The sequence below is a fragment of the Pseudomonas sp. GW-45 genome (genome assembly GCF_056896675.1).
On sequence record NZ_CM167674.1, the window covers coordinates 2290898 to 2305543 of the forward strand.

General features: G+C 54.5%; 15 protein-coding genes. 11 read left to right on the forward strand and 4 right to left on the reverse strand.

What is annotated here, in order from left to right:
- Nucleotides 1-88 precede the first annotated feature (88 nt).
- Nucleotides 89-994: an ornithine carbamoyltransferase gene (gene argF, locus AC1XYH_RS10365; protein ID WP_483323121.1), complete on the forward strand. Its 906-nt coding sequence runs from the start codon at nt 89-91 to the stop codon at nt 992-994.
- Between the two features lie 14 nt (nt 995-1008).
- Complete coding sequence (locus tag AC1XYH_RS10370; protein ID WP_483323122.1) at nt 1009-2127, forward strand: ABC transporter ATP-binding protein; 1119 nt, start codon at nt 1009-1011, stop codon at nt 2125-2127.
- A gap of 202 nt (nt 2128-2329) precedes the next feature.
- On the opposite strand, the gene AC1XYH_RS10375 is transcribed toward AC1XYH_RS10370, so the two are convergent.
- A complete protein-coding gene (locus tag AC1XYH_RS10375; RefSeq protein WP_483323123.1) occupies nt 2330-3589 on the reverse strand; it encodes a serine hydrolase domain-containing protein in 1260 nt (419 codons plus the stop codon).
- A 188-nt stretch (nt 3590-3777) separates the two neighbouring features.
- On the opposite strand from AC1XYH_RS10375, the gene msrB reads away from it, so the two are divergent.
- The 4 genes from msrB (at nt 3778) to AC1XYH_RS10395 (ending at nt 6075) form a co-directional block, all read left to right on the forward strand.
- Nucleotides 3778-4305 (forward strand): peptide-methionine (R)-S-oxide reductase MsrB, encoded by a 528-nt coding sequence (msrB, locus tag AC1XYH_RS10380; protein WP_483323124.1) that lies wholly within the window; start codon nt 3778-3780, stop codon nt 4303-4305.
- The gene (gene msrA / locus AC1XYH_RS10385) at nt 4302-4907 is read left to right on the forward strand and encodes a peptide-methionine (S)-S-oxide reductase MsrA (RefSeq protein WP_483323125.1); all 606 of its coding nucleotides are present in this window, start codon (nt 4302-4304) and stop codon (nt 4905-4907) included. Before msrB ends, msrA begins: the two co-directional genes overlap by 4 nt.
- A gap of 75 nt (nt 4908-4982) precedes the next feature.
- Complete coding sequence (locus AC1XYH_RS10390; protein WP_483323126.1) at nt 4983-5462, forward strand: FKBP-type peptidyl-prolyl cis-trans isomerase; 480 nt, start codon at nt 4983-4985, stop codon at nt 5460-5462.
- A gap of 349 nt (nt 5463-5811) precedes the next feature.
- The gene (locus AC1XYH_RS10395; protein WP_483323127.1) at nt 5812-6075 is read left to right on the forward strand and encodes a hypothetical protein; all 264 of its coding nucleotides are present in this window, start codon (nt 5812-5814) and stop codon (nt 6073-6075) included.
- A gap of 47 nt (nt 6076-6122) precedes the next feature.
- Here AC1XYH_RS10395 and AC1XYH_RS10400 read toward each other — a convergent pair whose 3' ends face one another.
- Nucleotides 6123-8000: an MFS transporter gene (locus AC1XYH_RS10400; protein ID WP_483323128.1), complete on the reverse strand. Its 1878-nt coding sequence runs from the start codon at nt 7998-8000 to the stop codon at nt 6123-6125.
- 229 nt (nt 8001-8229) lie between these two features.
- Nucleotides 8230-9657: an MFS transporter gene (locus AC1XYH_RS10405; RefSeq protein WP_483323129.1), complete on the reverse strand. Its 1428-nt coding sequence runs from the start codon at nt 9655-9657 to the stop codon at nt 8230-8232.
- Between the two features lie 370 nt (nt 9658-10027).
- Between AC1XYH_RS10405 and AC1XYH_RS10410 the strand changes: the two genes are divergently transcribed.
- The 5 genes from AC1XYH_RS10410 (at nt 10028) to bfr (ending at nt 13502) form a co-directional block, all read left to right on the forward strand.
- Nucleotides 10028-11203 (forward strand): YbfB/YjiJ family MFS transporter, encoded by a 1176-nt coding sequence (locus AC1XYH_RS10410; protein WP_483323130.1) that lies wholly within the window; start codon nt 10028-10030, stop codon nt 11201-11203.
- An 81-nt stretch (nt 11204-11284) separates the two neighbouring features.
- Complete coding sequence (locus AC1XYH_RS10415) at nt 11285-11710, forward strand: anti-virulence regulator CigR family protein (protein WP_483323131.1); 426 nt, start codon at nt 11285-11287, stop codon at nt 11708-11710.
- Between the two features lie 11 nt (nt 11711-11721).
- The gene (locus AC1XYH_RS10420) at nt 11722-12621 is read left to right on the forward strand and encodes a DUF6279 family lipoprotein (RefSeq protein ID WP_483323132.1); all 900 of its coding nucleotides are present in this window, start codon (nt 11722-11724) and stop codon (nt 12619-12621) included.
- Between the two features lie 78 nt (nt 12622-12699).
- Entirely contained in the window at nt 12700-12909 is a 210-nt protein-coding gene (locus tag AC1XYH_RS10425; protein ID WP_483323133.1) for a bacterioferritin-associated ferredoxin, read from the forward strand.
- A 122-nt stretch (nt 12910-13031) separates the two neighbouring features.
- Entirely contained in the window at nt 13032-13502 is a 471-nt protein-coding gene (gene bfr / locus AC1XYH_RS10430; RefSeq protein ID WP_483323134.1) for a bacterioferritin, read from the forward strand.
- A gap of 426 nt (nt 13503-13928) precedes the next feature.
- On the opposite strand, the gene pyrF is transcribed toward bfr, so the two are convergent.
- Nucleotides 13929-14621, reverse strand: coding sequence for an orotidine-5'-phosphate decarboxylase (pyrF, locus tag AC1XYH_RS10435; RefSeq protein ID WP_483323135.1), 693 nt, complete (start codon nt 14619-14621; stop codon nt 13929-13931).
- Between the last annotated feature and the right edge of the window lie 25 nt (nt 14622-14646).

Genomic DNA, 14646 nt, shown 5'->3' on the forward strand with positions numbered 1-14646 from the left:
TTGCTGTGGCTGTTACCGGGCCTTCAGGTCTCGGTAGGGCACACTGTTTCCGGTCGGTAGACGACCGAGTTAACCGGGTAGTATGGATATGACTGCAAGGCACTTCTTGTCACTGATGGATTGTTCCGAGGCTGAGCTGATCAGCCTGATCAAGCGCGGCGTTGAGCTAAAGTCACTGCACCGCCAAGGTGTGGTGTATGAGCCGTTGAAAAACCGCGTGCTTGGTATGATCTTCGAGAAAGCCTCGACCCGCACGCGCGTGTCTTTTGAGGCCGGCATGGCGCACCTTGGTGGTCAGGCTATCTTTCTGTCGCCTCGCGATACTCAGCTGGGTCGCGGTGAGCCGATCGAAGATAGCGCCCGCGTGCTCTCCAGCATGTGCGATGCCATCATGATCCGCACCTTTGCGCACGATATGCTGGAAACCTTCGCGCAATACTCACGCGTACCGGTGATCAACGGCCTGACTGATGACCTGCACCCGTGCCAGTTGCTGGCCGACATGCAAACCTACCTGGAACATCGCGGCGCCATCAAAGGCAAAACCGTGGCCTGGGTCGGTGATGGCAATAATATGTGCAACACCTTTATTCAAGCCGCCATTCAGTTCGACTTTCAGCTGCGTATTGCCTGCCCTGAAGGCTATGAACCGGGCAAGCAGTTCCTTGAGCAAGCAGGTGACCGCGTGCAGATCATGCGTGATCCGATGGAAGCCGTTAAGGGCGCTCATCTGATCAATACCGATGTGTGGGCCTCTATGGGGCAAGAAGATGAGACCGAAGCACGCCTCAAGCGCTTTGCTCCGTATCAGGTAACGCCTGCGATGTTAGACGCCGCTGACGAGTCGGTGCTGTTTATGCATTGCTTGCCCGCTCACCGCGGCGAAGAAGTCAGCTCAGAGCTAATGGAAGACCCACGCAGCGTTGTGTGGGATCAGGCAGAAAACCGTCTGCACGCACAGAAAGCCCTGGTCGAGTTCCTGCTCGTCGATTGACGCGGAGACGCCGTATGCCCAGCTCGTCCAAGCCTTTACTTGAACTCAACCAGCTCGCCTGTGGTTATGGCGAGCATCCAGTGGTATCGGGGTTAAATCTGCTTCTAAGAGCCGGCGACATCGGTTGCCTGCTTGGCCCCTCGGGTTGCGGCAAGACCACTACCCTGCGCGCCATCGCCGGATTTGAGCCAATAACCGCGGGCAGTATCGTGCTCGACGGCGAGACTCTCTCGAGTACTACGCAGCGATTACCGCCCGAGCAGCGCCGCATTGGCATGGTATTTCAGGACTACGCGCTATTTCCGCACCTGAGCGTGGCCGACAATGTGGGCTTTGGCATCCACAAGCACCCAGACCGCAAACGTGTGGTCGGCGAACTGCTGGAGCTGGTTAAGCTAGGCCATCTTGGTAAACGCTACCCGCATGAGCTATCCGGCGGCCAGCAACAACGCGTTGCCCTCGCCCGTGCGATGGCGCCTGACCCAAAAATCCTGCTGCTGGATGAGCCTTTTTCCAACCTGGACGGCGAGCTGCGTCGGCGCCTGTCTGGCGAGGTGCGCGAGATTCTTAAAAGTCGCGGGATCAGCGCCATGCTGGTCACCCACGATCAGAGCGAAGCCTTCGCCGTTTGCGATCACGTTGCAGTGCTGAAAGATGGGCAACTGCAACAATGGGATACGCCCTACAATCTTTACCACGAGCCTTCGACGCCCTTTGTAGCGAGCTTCATTGGGCAAGGTTATTTTATTCGCGGCCAGCTGACCTCACCCGATACCGTGCAGACCGAGCTGGGCTTGCTACGCGGTAATCGCGCTTACGCCTTGCCAGTTGGCAGCGCCGTGGATGTGCTGCTGCGCCCCGATGACATTATTGGCGCGCAGGACAGCCCACTGCAGGCCAGCATTGTGGGTAAAACTTTTCTCGGCGCCTATATTCTTTATAGCCTGCAGCTACCCACCGGCAGCGCATTGGAAGCGCTCTTCCCCAGCCATGCCGACCACCAAATTGGCGATCAATTGGGCATTCGTGTGGCGGCCGAGCATTTGGTGATTTTTGCGGCGCAAGGTAGCGTGAATTTGCATGCACAGTTGCCGCTGGAGCAGGTGTTGGGGGCGGGTGGCGCGAGCAGTTAGGCGCTAGCTAACAGCAGGAGGCTGAGTTTTATCTCCACCAGGGGTGTTGTTTAAGGCACCGCTGGCCGGGATGGAACCCGGCCCTCCAATAGACACGTGGTTCGTTCACTAGAGTGCACAAGTACAGAGCGGTGTACTGCCATGGAAGGCCGGGTTCCATCCCGGCCAGCGGCATCGGCCTCACTCGCTGCTTCGGCTTGCCTTATTGCTCAACCGGCCCATACAGCGCGCGGCTTGCGGTGTTGTGAATCACCCGCGAGAGTCGGTAATCGGTGTTCTGCATCATGCCCAGAATAATGGTTTGATTGGTCGGATCAATCCACGCCCAGGCGCCCTGAATGCCCCACCACCAGTACGTGCCTTCAGGTAAATAACCCGCAGCTGCAGAGTCATTCACCACCGCGACGTTAAGGCCGAACTGGTTGCCGGGGAAGAAGGGTCCAATATTGTCGACTCCGGCAGGTAACTGATTCTGACGCATCAGCCGCACAGTATCGGCCTTGAGGATGCGCTTGCCGTCCAACTCACCTTCATTCAACAACATGCGAGTGAAACGCAGATAATCATCCGTACTGGAGATCAAACCGCCGCCACCGTTGAGAAAACTCGGCTTGCTCAGGAAGGCATCATTCGGTATGGGTTTAAGCGAACCGTCTTCCTGCGGCATGTATGAAACAGCCAAGCGCTCAGCTTTATCTTCCGGCGCGTAAAAATCGGTGTCTACCATCTGCAGTGGCTCAAAGATGTGCTGCTGGAGGTAAGCATCGAAGGGCATGCCAGACAGCACTTCGATCAACCGCGCCTGAATATCTACCGCAATGCTGTAGTGCCAAAGTGTACCCGGTTGCTGACGCAGCGGAATGTTAGCCAACTTGTCCATCATCACTGCGAGGGTAGTTTTGGGGTCTTGAATGTCCGCCTTAACGTACAACTCATCCACCTGCGAAATAGAGAAGCGGCCATAGGTAAAGCCTGCAGTGTGAGTCATCAGTTCACGGATGGTGACTGGATGCTTTGCCGGTTCAGTAATTGGAAAGCCGTCTGGCCCCTCAGATACAGCAACCTGCAAATCCATCAGTTGCGGCAGGTATTTTCCGACGGGATCATCCAGCTGGAACTTGCCTTCGTCGTACAGCCGCAACAAACCCGTGCCCGTAACCAGCTTGGTTAGCGAGAAAATTTTGTACAGCGAGTCTCCAGCCAGCGGCTTTTCGCCTGCAATGTCCTGAAAACCGTATTCGCCGCGTTGTACCACTTCGCCATTTTGATAGACCAAGGTTGCGATACCACCCACCTTGCCCTGCTCGACCTGCGCCTGCATCGCTTGGGCAAAAGCTTCCAGCCGCTGCGGCGGTATGGGTTGTGCAGTGCTTTGCTGCGCCAGTGCGGCACAAGACAACATCAGTCCACCCAGCAGCAGACCGCTAGAACCTGCGCGGAGAACACTCTTAACGCTCAGCATTATTGTTATTCCTTAAATGAGTTGGCTAACGGACTTTATCTTGAGCGCGACAGTTAGCCAAGATGCCTCAGCATAAAACACCTCTATTTTCTGCACAGCTAAAATTGGCTTTGCGTCGTTTGTAACAAATCCAAATGCTGGGCGTCAGATAAGTATGAACAACAGCTAAAACCACAAAGGTGCTTCCCATGAAACGCAGAACCTTGCTTACCGGCCTCCTCGCCGTTCCCGCTATCCCTTTGTTGGCGCGTAGCCCTTTGGCTTTGGCGGTCGATAAAGAAATGGCATTGACTGTTACCCCGCTTGATCATGAGGAAAGCTATTGGCGCGATAAGGTTTCCGCAGAAGCCTACGACGTGCTATTTGAAGAAGACACCGAGCGCCCCCACAGCAGCCCACTCGATAAGCTCTACGATGACGGCACTTATGTTTGCGCGGCGTGCTATTCGCCTCTGTTTAATGCCAGCGCCAAGTTCGATAGCGGTACCGGCTGGCCTAGCTTTACCCAGCCAATCGAGGGCCACCTTGGTTCAAAGGCCGACTATGCCTTTATCTGGCCACGTACCGAATACCACTGCGGGCGCTGCGGCGGTCACCAAGGCCACCTGTTTGACGATGGTCCAGCGCCGCGCGGTGAACGCTGGTGCAATAACGGTTTGGCTCTACGCTTTGTACCCAAAGGCGAAAAACTTCCCGCGTTACGAGGTGATGCATGAACAAAACCATAGCGCTTAGCGCACTGCTGTTGCTGGCTCCGCTCACACAAGCTGCCGAGCCTCTGACCAAAGGCCCCGACGGCACAAAGATGGTGGTATTTTCCGGCGGCTGTTTTTGGTGTACCGAGTCCGATTTCGACAAGGTCGAAGGCGTGGTTGAGACTGTTTCTGGCTATACCGGCGGCGCAGCAGAGACCGCTGATTATGAACAGGTATCCTCAGGCCGTACCGGACACATTGAGTCAGTCGCTGTGTTTTATGATCCCAGCAAGACCGACTACAGCAAGCTGGTAGAGATATTCTGGCCAACCATCGACCCGGTCACTGCCAACGCCCAGTTCTGTGATCACGGCCCGCAATACCGCAGCGCGGTGTATTACGCCAATGACGAACAGAAGGAAGTGCTGGAGGCATCCCGCAAAAAACTGACAGAATCCGGCCGATTTGACGACCCTATCGTCACCGAAATCCTGCCGCTCAAATCCTTCTATGCCGCTGAGGATTACCATCAGGATTATCACAACAAAAATCCGCTGCGTTACAACTTTTACCGCACCACTTGCGGCCGTGATGCGCGCTTGGAAGAGTTGTGGGACAAGTAAGCAGGGCATGGCAATCTGCGCTTTGAGGCTGGATAATGGCGTACTTTCATTATTCAGCCTGTGTGGATTCTCACGATGCAAATTTCCGATAAAACTGTTGTTCAATTCCACTACGACCTGTCCGACAGCAATGGGCCGGTAGAAAGCTCGCGCAAGCACGACCCTGTGCTTTATCTACACGGTCAGGCCGGTTTAATTGACGGCTTGATAGAGGCCTTGGAAGGCCGCAGCGCCGGCGACAGCTTTAGCGTGACCATTCCAGCAGATAAGGCTTACGGCCAGCCGCGCGACAACGCTATTCAGAAAGTACAAGCCAAGCGCTTGCAGGGTGCCAAAAAGTGGAAGCCCGGCATGATTGCTGTGCTGCAAACTGAAGAAGGTCCGCGCCAGGTAACGGTTATTAAGCCTGGGCTATCTCAGGTGGTGGTTGATGGCAATCATCCGCTAGCGGGTCGCGAGCTGACGTTTACTATCGATATTTTGGATGTGCGTGCGGCGAGTGAAGATGAGATGGCGCATGGGCATGCGCATGGGACTGGTGGGCATCAGCATTAAAATTGGTTGATGCGTGACGCGCCGCTGGGGTGAGCTGGATCATGCCCTTTAGCAACCCAGCGGCGTAACCCTTCGAGTTAGCTGCCTTGCCCGATCTGCACAAACACATCCTTCCCAACAAATCTCCGCCACTTGTCTGCTCTGATGGAAACGAGTAGGCAGTAACGCAGGCTAGTCACGGTTTAGGGGTAGACGTGATGTCTGAAAGCGACGCAATGTTCCACGCAATCATCGGACGCAATAACCCAAACCACTAAAGCCTGACCGCGCCGAGGTCAAGAGAAAGCTAAGCAAATAAGTAAAAAAACGGGTAAACTGGCCGACTACTTGCTAACAACACAGGCCCCCCATGACTGCCAAGACCACCGAAACGACTGAGCCAAAAGCACCTGCAGCTGCAAAAACGACCGCACCCAAAACCACTGCTGCCAAACGCAAAGCGGATGCCGCTGTTGCTACTAGCAAATCAATCGACAACCAGATTGAAGCCTTTCTGTCTTCCGGTGGCGAAATCCAGAAAATCCCCAATGGCAAGAGTGGTCAAACCTATAGCTCACCACGCGCGGGCAAGCCAGCAGCCAAGCCAGCAGTTGCCGCTAAAGCGGCAGAATAAGACTACCGCAGCATAGGGCCTTTCGGCCGGGATCAAGTGTATAGACTCTAACGTCGGTCACCGCGTAGAGTCTGCACCTGCTCCTGCAACACCGCTGGTTCAGCCTGATCTGGCGCTATCGCTTCTCCTGCTACCAAACCTACCCTAGACCAGCAACGGCGGAAAAAGCCTTTGTGTGGATCGCGACTAAAGAAGCTGCCCCACAAGCCCTGCAAAGCCAACGGAATCACCGGCACTGGGTTGCTTGCCAAAATCCGACTGATACCACTGCGAAACTCACTTATTTCGCCATCCGCGCTCAGCTTGCCTTCGGGGAAGATACACACTACCTCCCCTGCCTGTAGATATTCATCGATACGTTTGAATGCCGCTTCGTAGATAGCCTCGTCTTCTTGTCGACCGGCAATGGGTACGGTACCCGCTGTGCGGAAGATAAAGTTGAGGACCGGCAACCGGTAAATTTTGTAGTACATAACAAAACGTACCGGACGGCGCACCGCCCCGCCCACTAATAATGCATCGACAAATGACACATGATTGCACACCAGCACACAGGCACCCTCATCAGGTATGGCATCCAGATTCTGATGCTCCACCCGGTACATGGAATGCCCTAGCAGCCATATCAAGAAGCGCATGGTGAACTCAGGCACTACACTGAAGATGTAAAGGTTGACCGCTATATTGAGCAGCGAAATCGTCAGGAACACTTGCGGAATGCTGAAGCCGGCAATGCCCAAGAGAACGATGGACAGAATCGCAGAACAGACCATCAATAACGCATTCAGAATGTTGTTGGCCGCAATCACGCGGGCACGCTCTTCCTCTTGGGTGCGTGATTGAATCAAGGCGTACAAGGGTACGATGTAGAAACCGCCGAAGATGCCCAAGCCAAGAATACTACCCATTGCCAACCAAGCCGCGGGCTGGGTTAAGAGCTCGGTCCAGGTATAGGCAAGATCGCCGGGGACGACTGAGCCTGATACCCACCACAGCAACAGACCAAATACGGTCAGTCCCATGGACCCGAAGGGCACCAAACCGATCTCCACTTTGTGCCCTGACAGCCGCTCGCAGAGCATTGAACCAAGGGCAATACCGACCGAAAAGACCGTGAGAATCAGCGTAACGACACTCTCGTCGCCGAACAGAAATTCTTTGGCGTATGCCGGGATCTGCGTGAGGTAAGTGGCGCCAAGAAACCAAAACCACGAGTTACCCAGTATTGAGCGAGAAACCGAGGGCACTTGTTTGCTCAACCCCAGACGCAATATCGCCCAGGACTGACGGAATATATTCCAGTCCAGCTGCAGTTCTGGCAAGGCCGCAGGGGCCTCGGGTATGCGACGACTGCACAGGTAACCAAGTACCGCGACGACTATCACTGAAGCGCCAACCCAGTGCGCCCAAGCCACCCCTGACATCAATAACCCGGCATACAGGGTTCCGCCAAGAATCGCCAGAAAAGTGCCCATTTCAACCAATGCGTTACCGCCGATCAACTCATCTTCCTGCAAATGCTGCGGCAAGATTGAATACTTTACGGGGCCAAAAAGCGCAGATTGCGTACCCATCGCGAAAAGTACCAACAACATCAACGGCAGGCTGCCCTGCCATAGGCTGAAGGCACCTACCAGCATGATGCCCACCTCACCCAGCTTGATGCGGCGAATCAGGGTGTCTTTAGGGTACTTCTCACCAAACTGACCACCCAAGGCAGAGAACAAAAAGAAAGGCAGCACAAATAGCATGGCGCTCAGATTGATCAGCAAATCACTGTCTGCCGAGAAACTGAGCTTAAACAGGATCGCGAGAATCAGCGCTTGTTTAAACAGGTTGTCGTTAAAGGCGCCCAGCAACTGGCTGAGAAAGAACGGCAGAAAACGCTTGCTGCCCAACAAGCGGAATTGTGAGTGTTCAGACATGGGCCTGTATTTCCTTGTGCCAAAGCATCCAATCAATGAAGGACGTCAGCATACCCAAGGAAGCGAGGTAAACGGTAGGAAACCTGATCAGAGCGAGATGAAAATCAGTAAAATCTCTTCTATTGCACCTGAGTCGCAAACAACCACCGGTGATGCACTACTGACAGCGCGAGAGCTTCAAACGGAGTTGCCTGCTTGTAAAATCAAACAAGCAACTCCGTACAAGCACTCAGGAGGGCACGGCCAAGCGCACTTTGCGTCGCTCAACCCATTGATGGATGCGTTCTTGTCGCGCAGCGGTTAGCGGATACTTCCAGGCAATCGCGAAGGCAGTCATGTATAAGAGTACTGGCCCCAAAATATAGAGCATGCGTAAAGACAGCAGCTGATTGGCGCTGTGCTCCACTTCTTTAGCGTCGAAACCAACCAGGGCCAGCAGCCCCAACGATAACCCCAGCCCCAAGGCCATCGCCATTTTTTGTGCCATGCCCGCAATGGCAAAAAACAGCCCGGTGCGATGCTCTTTACTGCGCGCGGTATCGAGATCAACAATATCTGCCAGCATCGACAACGGCAGGAATTGGAACGCAGCGAAACAGAAGCCTTTAACGCAAAACATCAGCGCAAACGCGGTGAGCTGGCCTGCCTGCAGAAAAAACATACCGAGAATACTGATGCTGGAAATCCCCAACGCCAGACAAAAGGCCTTGTGCTTGCCAATCCGCTTGCCGACGAACAGCCAGAAAGGAATCCCTAAAATACCCACCCCAAAATACAACAGATACATTAAGCCAATCTGCGCTTGAATCTGTATCACGTGCTGCATAAAGAACACGGATAGCGCATTACGAAATGACTCACCCATCACTACGACCAGCAACATCAGAATCATGCGCTTGAACGGGCCGTTGTTTTTCAGCACCCGCAGGCCTTTCTTCCAATCTGTGCGCTGCACCGATTGCGGCGGCGCCTCTTTAACCCGCGCCACCACAAGAAAAACCGTCAGTGGCAGTAGAATAATCATCAACCAGGCCATCACCGCGAGAATCGGGCCGTAACCGATCCCCAGCTCGCCGTTCTTTCCAAACAACCAAACAGCCGATTCCATCAGGAAGCCATCGGTATGCCCTGCCTGATACCGCGCACCCAACGCCTGCACTATGGCCGGTGCCAAAGCCGCCAGGAAAAGGCCGATCAGCACAAAGCCTTCGCGTGAAGCCACCACACGGCTGCGCTGATGGTAAAGGTTAGAGAGCTCGGCTCCCCAGGCGCCGTAGGGCAGCGTGACCATGGTCCAGCCCAGGTACATGAGCACCGTCCAGAACAGCAGATGGGCGATCCCTATACCGTCGGGAGGCATGAAAATCATGATGGTGCCGATCAGCATTAAGGGCACCCCCATCACCAGCCAGGGCTTGCGACGCCCAAACCGCGTTTGCCAGCGGTCGCTGAGGGTGCCGATCAAGGGGTCGGTAATGACGTCGGTGATACGTGCGAAGACCAACACCAACGCCATCAACGCCATGTTGAGCCCAACTTCTTGGGCGTAGAACGGCGGCAGATAGACCACCAGAGGGTAGCCAATGATAGCCAGCGGCATGCCAATAGAGCCGTGAATAAGAATGGTCGAGCGTTTAAGTACGCCGGATTCGGACATGCCTATCTCCTGGTGAGAACGTTGCGTACCTGTCGGTCGCTTTATTATCGTTGTCGTCTCGGGTCAGGCAGGATACGGAGAGCCTGCGCTGTGAACGCTTGTCTACTTTATACCAAGGTTCTTTGGCTGAGCAGTCATACATAGTGGCCTGAAGTCACCGCACAATTGAACCCTCAACCCCGCTCGATCTATATAAACCAAGAACTTCGCAGCAAATACCCCATAAAACCACTCTAAATCGACGCAATTAGTCATCAATAACGCGCAAGGATATGCAACATTCATATACATTATTGGATCATCCCTTAGCCTGGGTGTAGTGTCTGCAACGCTTAATTCAGAGCGTTTACCCCACCAAGAGAGCAAACCCATGCAGAAACGTCAGCCCGCACCCAGTACCGCCGTTGGTGCGGCCGCGTGCCTACTCTTGGTTGTGCACGGGCTGGGGAGGTTTATTTATACGCCACTGTTGCCGCTCCTGGTCGGCGATGGCCAGCTCAGCATGGTGCAAGCGGCGGATCTGGCGAGCTGGAATTACGTAGGCTATTTGCTGGGCGCATTGGTCGCCATTCGCTGGCATAACCCGCAGCAGCTGCGTATTGCCATACCTGCGGCTCTTACCCTGCATTGCCTTACGCTGCTCTGCCTAACGCAAAGCAATCAGTTCAACAGCCTGCTGGGGCTACGGCTTGCCAATGGTCTGAGTAACGGCATGATCTTCGTGATGGTGCCATCCTTGTTGATGGAATGGCTGGCCGCACGACAACGTATTGCGCTGAGCGGTTTGGCCTATCTCGGCGTGGGCGGTGGCCTGGTCATTTCGGGGCTACTAGCCAACCCGCCGATTCTCGATCTGCATGCTGCACAACGCTGGTGGCCCGCCGCATTACTGAGCTTGCCGCTGGCTATCTGGGGCGCCTGGGTACTCTCAAGTCTGGAATTGGCCCCAGAGCATCAACACAAAAAATCCGCGCGGCGCGCGCTGCTCGACCGACATAGCCGACCGCTGTTTCTGGCTTACGCTGGCGCAGGACTAGGCTACATCCTACCCATGACCTTTCTACCAATGATCGCCAGTCTGCGGCTAGGCAATCAGCACCCAATGGTCAGTCAAAGCTGGCTGATACTGGCATGTGCCACGCTGCCCTCTGCCTGGGTATGGAATAAGCTGGGGCAGCGTATAGGCGATCGCAACGCGTTGATCGCCAACTATGCAATACAAAGCGCCAGCGTGTTCGCTGCGCTACTGCTGCCTTCAGGTATAGGCCTGCCTTTATGCGCGCTGTTTATGGGCAGTAGTTTTCTCGGCGCAGTACTGCTGACCCAACGCTTGGGCCGTGCTCTGCAACCGGACCAAGGCCCAAGGCTGTCGGCCGCACTAATCGCCCTTTACGGTCTCACGCAATTACTCGCGCCTTGGATGGCAAGACTGTGGCTCGATCAGGGCGGGCAGCTACCGGATACTCTCTGGTTAGGAGCCGGCGCCCTGATCTGGAGCTTGATATGGATGCTCAAAGTGCGTGAGCCCGCGCAGTCAACTAATTGAACCTCCAGGCACCCCACTGCTCAAAACAGTTATAACGCCATAACAGCGACCAATACCGATAGCCCCGGAGCACCACCTACTATGCGATCCTCCAAAGCCCTTCTGTTTGCCACCAGCCTGATCACCTTGGCGCTGGCTACTCCACTTCAAGCCAAACCCGATAACCATTCAAACCAAGGGCACAACAAAGATCGCGACCGGCACCAGGATACTCAGCACGACCAACACGATGATTACATTGATTTAGATACCCAGCTTATTCGCAGTGTGTTTCGCGACCACCAAGAATACATAGACAACCGAACCAGTCTGCCACCCGGTATCCGCAAAAACCTCGCTCGCGGCAAGCCTATTCCACCGGGCATCGCCAAGCAGATTGACCCTCGCCTCAACCAGCGTCTGCCGCACTACGACGGTTATGACTGGCGTCAAGCTGGAGAGGATGCCGTACTGATTAGCGTCACTACAGGCATCATTGAAGCTATTATCAGCAACGCTTTCGATTAAAAGGACGGCGATTGAAAATTCAGTGCAAAAGCAACCTGACCCACCATGGATCACGAGTCCAGGTCGCTGCTATTGCGCTATGTCTTCTATTGTTAGCCGGCTGCAGTGCCACTCAACTGGCTTACCGTAATCTCGACTGGTTAATCAGCCGCAAGGTTAATCAGCTGGTGGACTTGAACTCCAACCAACAGGCGTGGTTCGACAATCAATTGCAAGGCACATTGCAATGGCACTGCCAACAGGAGATCCCGCGTTACCATCAAGAGCTCACTCGCATTGGTAAGCGCCTGCTATCAGCCGATCTAGAGCCACAAAGCCTCGAAGCTGATATGCAACGGGCAGAAGCCTCCGCCAACAGATTATTAGAGCGTACTGCTCCACTGATGAGTGGCCTACTGCAGCGTCTGGATGATGACCAGATTCAGGAACTGCGCAGCAACATGGATGAGCACCTCGATGAACAATATCAAGAGCTGGCCTCCCCGCCACTGCAAGAGCGGCAAGAACACAGCATTAAAGAACTAAGCAGCTTGTTGGAACGCTGGCTAGGGCGCCTGAACACACCACAGAAGGCCTTAGTCGAACAATGGGCCGCCAGCCGTAGCCGTGATGATAGCAACCGAATCTGGCTGGATAATCGACGGCATTGGCAGGGCTTGCTCTTTGACGAGCTAGCGACTCGCCAACAGAACGACTTTAGTCAGCGCATCCGTCATTTGCTGGTCGATTATCGCCAACTGCAAACGCCCGCCTATGCGCAGCAAGCACCAGGCTCCAAACTTGCCTTTAGCCAGCTACTAACGGGCATCATGCACGCCGCGACGGCCAAGCAGAAGAAGCACTTCTCAACTCAATTGGAGGAGCTCTTAGAAGACCTGCAGGCGCTCGATTGCAGTAGTGATAAAAGTTAACTATAAACTTTGACAATCATTCTCATTAACATTAGCATGCAATGCATCAGCCGAAAGAGCCACGACCGGAGAGCTTGCATGTACGTTTGTCTCTGCAAAGGTATTACTGACAACCAGATTAAAGACGCCATAAACCAGGGCGCCTGCTCCATGCGCGACCTGCGCAGCGATCTGGACGTGGCGACGCAATGTGGCAAATGTGCACGTGATTGCAAATCCATCCTGCTGGAAAATATGACCAGCAATCAGTCAGCAGCCATAGCGAATGCCCAATTTATTGCGGCCTGATTCTGCTTCGCGAACACCGACTGATAATCATTTTTAACTCCTTTCTTTTCAAACACTTATATTTGACAGAAGCCTATCGCCGGCCCACACTTGAAAACTAAACATTTTTAAGGGTCCCGATCATGAAAGGCGACAAGAAAGTCATCCAGCACCTCAATACCATCCTGGGCAATGAACTGGTCGCCATCAACCAGTACTTTCTGCACGCCCGCATGTTGCAAGACTGGGGGCTGGATAAGTTGGGAGCCCACGAATACCGCGAATCAATCGACGAGATGAAGCACGCTGACGTGCTGATCAAGCGCGTGCTTTTCCTTGAAGGCTTGCCTAACCTGCAAGACCTCGGACGCCTGATGATCGGCGAAAATACCCGTGAAATCCTCGAATGCGACCTGAAGCTGGAAATGAAGGGCATCCCTGACTTGAAAGCTGCTATCGCTCATTGCGAAGAGGTCGGCGACTACGGTAGCCGCGAGCTGCTTGAGGGTATCCTCGAGTCAGAAGAAGAGCATGTCGACTGGCTGGAAACCCAGCTGAGCCTGATCGACAAGGTTGGCCTGGAAAATTATCAGCAGTCCCAGATCAGCGAATAAGTTTTCGTCGCCTAAGCTTTTTCTGCAACTTTATCAGTAAATAGATTCATTACTGCGCTTCACGGAAGACCAGCGATTAGCTCGGCCAGTAGTGGTGGATTGAGCGCCGCTGGTCGAGATGGAACTCGACCTTCCATTAACAGCGCCCCTGCTAGCGCTGAGTTAACAGCTCTTTTAATCGACCCTTGAGAGATTTAACCCCGGTGGCTTTATGAAGGGCCGGGGGCAGTCGCGATCAGAGTGGGTGCGTTGGGCGCCGCTAATCGAGTGGAACTCGACCTTCCATTAACAGCCCTCATTCCGCTCGCCCTTAATTGGCCGCTCTTTTAGCCAACCTTTCAGATATCTCACTTGGCTGGCTTTGTGGAAGGCCGGGTTCCATCCCGGCCAGCGGGTGCGAGAGCACCGTACGCAGCCTCTCCCCACTCAAAGCGTAGCGAGAATCGCCTCCAGCGCCCGCGCAGGGTTCTCGGCCTGGGTTATTGGCCGGCCAACAACCAAGTAGCTACTGCCGTTCTCCAGCGCCTGTGAAGGAGTCACGATGCGCTTCTGGTCATCCGCACTGCTCTCTGCAGGACGAATACCCGGCGTTACCAACAAAAACGCATCGCCCAGCGCATGACGAAGCGCTTTTGCTTCGCGCGCGGAACAGACTACGCCATCCAAACCGCATTCTTGCGTCAAACGCGCCAGGCGCTGCACCTGAACCATAGGTTCAATATCAACACCCACCTCTTTCAAGTCCTCCTGCTCCAGGCTGGTTAGAACAGTAACCGCTGTTAACAAAGGCCGAGTGCTGCGGCGTTCGAGAATATCGCGACAGGCTTCCATCATCCTTCGGCCGCCCCCGGCGTGCACGTTAACCATCCATACGCCCAGTTCAGATGCGGCCTTCACCGCACTGGCCGTGGTGTTCGGAATATCGTGAAACTTGAGATCAAGAAAGACTTCGAAACCCTTGTGTTGCAGCGCTTCCACTACCGCCGGCCCGCTACTGGTAAACAGCTCCTTACCCACCTTCACGCGACAGCGCGCCGGATCAAGCTGATCAGCCATGCTCATTGCCGAAGGCGCATCAGGAAAATCCAGCGCGACAATAATTGGGCTAGTGCTAGACATACTTTCCATCCTGTTTTGAATACTC

Bases quoted from the DNA above. Each gene is read 5' to 3' on its own strand.
- AC1XYH_RS10410 (WP_483323130.1), top strand. From the start codon at position 10,028: ATGCAGAAACGTCAGCCCGCACCCAGTACCGCCGTTGGTGCGGCCGCG.
- argF (WP_483323121.1), top strand. From the start codon at position 89: ATGACTGCAAGGCACTTCTTGTCACTGATGGATTGTTCCGAGGCTGAG.
- AC1XYH_RS10400 (WP_483323128.1), bottom strand. From the start codon at position 8,000: ATGTCTGAACACTCACAATTCCGCTTGTTGGGCAGCAAGCGTTTTCTG.
- AC1XYH_RS10370 (WP_483323122.1), top strand. From the start codon at position 1,009: ATGCCCAGCTCGTCCAAGCCTTTACTTGAACTCAACCAGCTCGCCTGT.
- pyrF (WP_483323135.1), bottom strand. From the start codon at position 14,621: ATGTCTAGCACTAGCCCAATTATTGTCGCGCTGGATTTTCCTGATGCG.
- msrB (WP_483323124.1), top strand. From the start codon at position 3,778: ATGAAACGCAGAACCTTGCTTACCGGCCTCCTCGCCGTTCCCGCTATC.
- bfr (WP_483323134.1), top strand. From the start codon at position 13,032: ATGAAAGGCGACAAGAAAGTCATCCAGCACCTCAATACCATCCTGGGC.
- msrA (WP_483323125.1), top strand. From the start codon at position 4,302: ATGAACAAAACCATAGCGCTTAGCGCACTGCTGTTGCTGGCTCCGCTC.
- AC1XYH_RS10415 (WP_483323131.1), top strand. From the start codon at position 11,285: ATGCGATCCTCCAAAGCCCTTCTGTTTGCCACCAGCCTGATCACCTTG.
- AC1XYH_RS10425 (WP_483323133.1), top strand. From the start codon at position 12,700: ATGTACGTTTGTCTCTGCAAAGGTATTACTGACAACCAGATTAAAGAC.
- AC1XYH_RS10395 (WP_483323127.1), top strand. From the start codon at position 5,812: ATGACTGCCAAGACCACCGAAACGACTGAGCCAAAAGCACCTGCAGCT.
- AC1XYH_RS10390 (WP_483323126.1), top strand. From the start codon at position 4,983: ATGCAAATTTCCGATAAAACTGTTGTTCAATTCCACTACGACCTGTCC.
- AC1XYH_RS10405 (WP_483323129.1), bottom strand. From the start codon at position 9,657: ATGTCCGAATCCGGCGTACTTAAACGCTCGACCATTCTTATTCACGGC.
- AC1XYH_RS10375 (WP_483323123.1), bottom strand. From the start codon at position 3,589: ATGCTGAGCGTTAAGAGTGTTCTCCGCGCAGGTTCTAGCGGTCTGCTG.